Genomic DNA, 4,524 nt, shown 5'->3' with positions numbered 1-4,524 from the left:
GGCACACCCATCAGACGATTCGAACATATGTTCAGAATAAGCGTCTGGTCCGACATTTCCACCCCGTCGGGCGATCAGAATTCCCTCGGGTGCCAGCACCCAAAGCCCCGGGACGTCCCCCGGTCCGGGCGCACTGCGGACACGGTTCCGGTGCCCCACGACGTCCCTTGACATCAGCACTGGCTGCCGGGGTCGGAGGGTCCGGCCGTCGGCGGCGATGGTGAACTCGCAGTCCGCACGTCCGCACGTCCGCACGTCCGCACGTCCGGCGCCGTCGATGCTGGCACGGCTGGCACGGCTGGCACGGCTGGCACGGCTGGCACGGCTGGCACGGCTGGCACGGCTGGCACGGCTGGCACGGCTGGCACGGCTGGGACCGGGACGACCGCAGAACATCGTCACCGGCGCCCGCGGCCCGTGTCTGGTGGTGCGGGTCGCCGCTGTGAACATCCACGCCAGCGGCACCGGTCGGGAGCGGATTGACCAACTGGCTACCTGCAATCCCCGGGTCACCGGGGTCCGGGCCGGCGGCTCCTGCGTCGGGCTCCGCTGGGTCGTGCTCAGCGCAGCCGCATCAGCTGGTGCAGTTGCACACCGGGCCGGCCACTGCCGCGAAGACGTCATCAGCACGCTGCTCGGTGAGCACGCTGACAGGCTAAGAGGGCTACCCTCGCACCATGATCGCACCATGGGAGCCCGCAGCGCCGGGCGTGCTGCGGCTGCCCTCCGGCCGGATCGTTCGCGGTCGGGGACTGCGCGTGCCGCTTCCGGCTGGTCCCGTTCCCACCTTCGCGTTGCATCTGCTGGGCCAGGAGGCACCCCCCGTTGTCTGGGAAAGCCGGTGGCTTCGCTGGCCCGATTTCTGGTTGCCATCCGACCGCACGGCAACCGTCGACGCGCTGCGCGAGGCATGGATCCGCGCCGAAGCCGAGCGCGTCGAGGTCGCATGCGCCGGTGGATACGGACGAACCGGCACGGCACTGGCCTGCCTCGCAGTGCTGGACGGGGTACCGGCCCGTGAGGCGGTTGCCTACGTCCGGGAGCGATACTCCCCACGCGCCGTGGAGACACCCTGGCAACGCCGCTTCGTCTCCCGCTTCCAGTAGCTCTCGCCCCATCAGCCACAACGTAGAGTGCCCGGCAACAGGGATGCGGCGTCCCGGGGCTGGGGCGCGTGCCTCTGTCCTCGCACTTCGCGATGCACGCACCCCAGCCCCACTCCTTCATCCACACCCCCATTGCCGGGCGATCCGCGCCCAGCCGGCCTCCTGGCCTGTCCAGATCCCACCGTCACACGGCGATCGAGATGGTTCTCCCACAGGAGTTCGCCCGCAGCGCTACCCAGTGCTGCGAATTCCGGCTCGAGGGGCCCGTCGTCGGCGACTCCACCGCGGGCGTTTCACGTGGAACATTATGAACTCGCCCCCACCCGTCCCACCCTGACGACGTGGTACGCGCCACGTTGAGGACTTCTCGTGCCAGGAGATGCAGCAGGGGTCGGTTCGCCGACGCCGACACCCCGCGCTCCTGGGCGCTCTGGCCGCCGGAAACCTTCGTCGTACCCGGACAGCGGTCATCTTCAATGAATATCTACACCGGATGGCCTAACCTGGATGTGTGAGAGATGTCAGTGGTGACCTCGACGCTGGATGCCTGGCCGCGTGGAACATCGCGATATGAGCCGTCGCATTGCCAACATCACTCTCGACAACATTGACGACATGCCGCGGCGGTGCCGTCGATGCGTCTTCTGGGAGCTGGACCCGGTCGCACGCAGTCGGGCGGAGGAAGCCGGGGGCACTGAACTGGAGAAGGAAGCGTGGGTGTCCTCGGCCCTTCTCGAGTGGGGAAGCTGCGGAAAGATCATTTATGTGGACGGTGTCGCGGCCGGGTTCGCGATGTTCGCACCGCCGGCCTATGTACCGCGGTCGGTCGCCTTTCCGACGAGTCCCGTCAGTCCGGACGCCGTGCTCCTCATGACTGCAAAAATCTTGGATGAGTTCGCTGGCCAGGGCTTGGGGCGTGTTCTCATCCAGTCGGTCGCCAAGGACGTGGTCCGCCGTGGGTTTCGCGCCATTGAGGCTTTCGGGGATCTGCGTGGCGAAGGGACCCGGTGCGTTGTACCCGCCGAGTATCTGCTTGCCGTGGGCTTCAAGACGGTCCGGCCGCACCACCGTTGGCCCCGGCTGCGGCTTGAGGTCAAGAACGCCGTGAGCTGGCGGGAAGAGGTTGAGGTCGCGCTTGAGCGGCTGCTTGGGTCGATGGCACCGGAGGCGATGCTGCGCCAGGTCGGTAGCGCGGCTGGGACAGCGCCGACGGGCTGACCGTGTCTCGGTGCCAATTGCCCTGGGAGACGGCCAGCAGGGATACGGCTAGCAGGGATACGGCCAGCCCGTCGGCGGGGGTTTGCGGCAGAGTCGGTAGAAAGGGCCAGGCAGGGCCTCAGCGGGCCGTACGCGAGGCAAGCGTCGGCACCCGTAGCTGTCCTGTGGGTGGGTCGAGGTCCGGCGGCAGGAACAGCCGCTGTACCGCAGCGAGTATCCCCTCGGCGACGGTGGCCCGAAATTCCTGCGATTCGAGTGCGGCGGCATCGTGCGGGTTCGTGAGATAGCCCAGATCCGTACGGATGGCCGGCATCAGCGTTTGCCGAAGGAGCTCCCAGGTCTTGGCATGGGTCCGGCAGTTGACGAGGTCCGTGCGCGATACAAGTTCCTTCTGCACGAGCCCGGCCAGGCGTTCACCCACGGCGGACGATCCCCGGGCATTGCCAAAGTAGTAGGACGACACTCCCTGGGCACGCGGCGACTTGCCCGCGTCCAGATGCAACGACACGAGTAGGTCCGCGCCGATTTCGTTCGCCCGATGGGCACGTTCGGAGTCGTCCGGCGATTCGTGTGGACCGTGCAGCAGGTATGCCTCCAGGCCGGAGGCCAACAGTCGGGCCTCGAGTCGAGAGGCAAGATCGGCCATGAGGTCGCGCTCGCACAGCTGCCCGACGGTGACCCCCGGATCTCCCCCACCATGCCCGGGGTCGATCGCGACCACGACCCCGAGCAGGGACGGACCCTGCTGAAGCAGGCGTACCGACTCCCGCAGCACATCCGGACGGCCGCCGACGACGGTCCGTTCCAGCTTCTTCAGCTCCCGCAGGGTCAGCGGCCCGCAACGGCCATCCGGTTCCAAGCCCCGGTTGTGCTGGAAGTCCTTGAGTGCCGCCTCCGTCTGCGAGCTGAAGATCCCGTCCGCTCGTCCCACGTCGAACCCCATGTTCGACAGCCGCTCCTGGAGTGCTGCCACATCGTCTCCGATGAACGGATGGTTGATGCTGTGGTACAGCAGGCGGTCGCCGAGCTTGCGACGGGCCTCGTCGAGCGCGCGGAAGGTGTCCGGGCCGATAATGCCGTCCGCGGACAGGCCTCGGCTCTGCTGAAACGCACGGACGGCATCGTCCAGTGCCTCGTCGAACAGGCTCCCGTCCGCCGCAGGGTCGGACCCCGACAGGTCGGACACGCGCCGGTCGGACATGTACGGATATGACACGTGCGGGTCGGTAGGATGAGGTAGGTCTGTGCTGGCTGGAACCAACAGCGGCCCGGTGACCGGGACCTCCGGCAGTGCGGAGGAACCATGATTGCGTAGCCTCGGGCCTCCCGAACCCGGCGCGGATGCGTCTGGCTGACGTGGCGCGGCCGGCAGAAACGACAGGGAGATCAATGCGGCGCGTACCTCGATGACGGATGGATCACGGTCGCCGAGACGCAGAAGCCTTGCCCCGCGGTTACCACTCGAACCTACTGACGGACGGGTCACGGGGACACAGGCTAACCCCGGATAGCGGCTTCGCCGCGATCCGGGGACCCCGAGCTCGTGGGCGGGCCGCTGTGCGGGGGCCTACCGATCCGCTTCGCGAATCGGTAGGCGTATCACGGGTGTGGGTGGGGCTTCGCCGCGATCCGGGGACCCCGAGCTCGTGGGCGGGCCGCTGTGCGGGGGCCTACCGATCCGGCTTCCCCGTGCAACGCCTTCGGCGTGGCACGGGGACCCCTGCCTCGTGGGCGGGCCACCATCACCCGCCACACAGGCCGTACTCAGATGTATGCGGAAAGATCCCGCAGAAGGGCTGCTTTCGGCTTCGCGCCGACGATGCTCTTATCCACCTCGCCGTTCACGAAAACGGCCATAGTGGGTATTGACATGATCTGATACTGCCGAGCGACCTGCGGGTTCTCGTCGATGTTGAGCTTGACTACGCGCAGCTTGTCGCTGTGCTCGGCCGCGATCTCCTCGAGAACCGGGGCGATCATCTTGCACGGCCCGCACCACTCCGCCCAGAAGTCGACGAGGACGGGCACGCTACTTCCCAGGACCTCGTCGGCGAATGTGCTGTCGGTGACGGGCTTGGTAACCCCAGCCATGATGATCTCCTCCCTATCGTTGCTACGGGGACGGCGTCGTGTCAGAACGACTCCGCGGACACAGTGCCCTGACGAACCTGGTGGATTCGGATCCAGGGGAACTTAGAGC

At 67.2% G+C, this 4,524-nt stretch carries 4 protein-coding genes; 2 read left to right on the top strand and 2 right to left on the bottom strand.

The features are described from left to right. Positions 1-677: 677 nt before the first annotated feature. Positions 678-1,106, top strand: coding sequence for a protein-tyrosine phosphatase family protein (locus U9979_RS24855; protein ID WP_322781195.1), 429 nt, complete (start codon positions 678-680; stop codon positions 1,104-1,106). 570 nt (positions 1,107-1,676) lie between these two features. After that, positions 1,677-2,324 (top strand): GNAT family N-acetyltransferase, encoded by a 648-nt coding sequence (locus tag U9979_RS24850; protein WP_322749165.1) that lies wholly within the window; start codon positions 1,677-1,679, stop codon positions 2,322-2,324. A gap of 118 nt (positions 2,325-2,442) precedes the next feature. On the opposite strand, the gene U9979_RS24845 is transcribed toward U9979_RS24850, so the two are convergent. Continuing rightward, positions 2,443-3,762 (bottom strand): N-acetylmuramoyl-L-alanine amidase, encoded by a 1,320-nt coding sequence (locus tag U9979_RS24845; protein ID WP_416220307.1) that lies wholly within the window; start codon positions 3,760-3,762, stop codon positions 2,443-2,445. A gap of 326 nt (positions 3,763-4,088) precedes the next feature. Continuing rightward, positions 4,089-4,415 (bottom strand): thioredoxin, encoded by a 327-nt coding sequence (trxA, locus tag U9979_RS24840; RefSeq protein WP_322749167.1) that lies wholly within the window; start codon positions 4,413-4,415, stop codon positions 4,089-4,091. Positions 4,416-4,524 lie beyond the last annotated feature (109 nt).

It is taken from the genome of Protofrankia sp. Cas4 (assembly GCF_963555915.1).
Lineage (GTDB): Bacteria > Actinomycetota > Actinomycetes > Frankiales > Frankiaceae > Protofrankia.
Note: the sequence above shows the minus strand (reverse complement) of the source record. Positions and strands in the feature narration are given on the sequence as shown.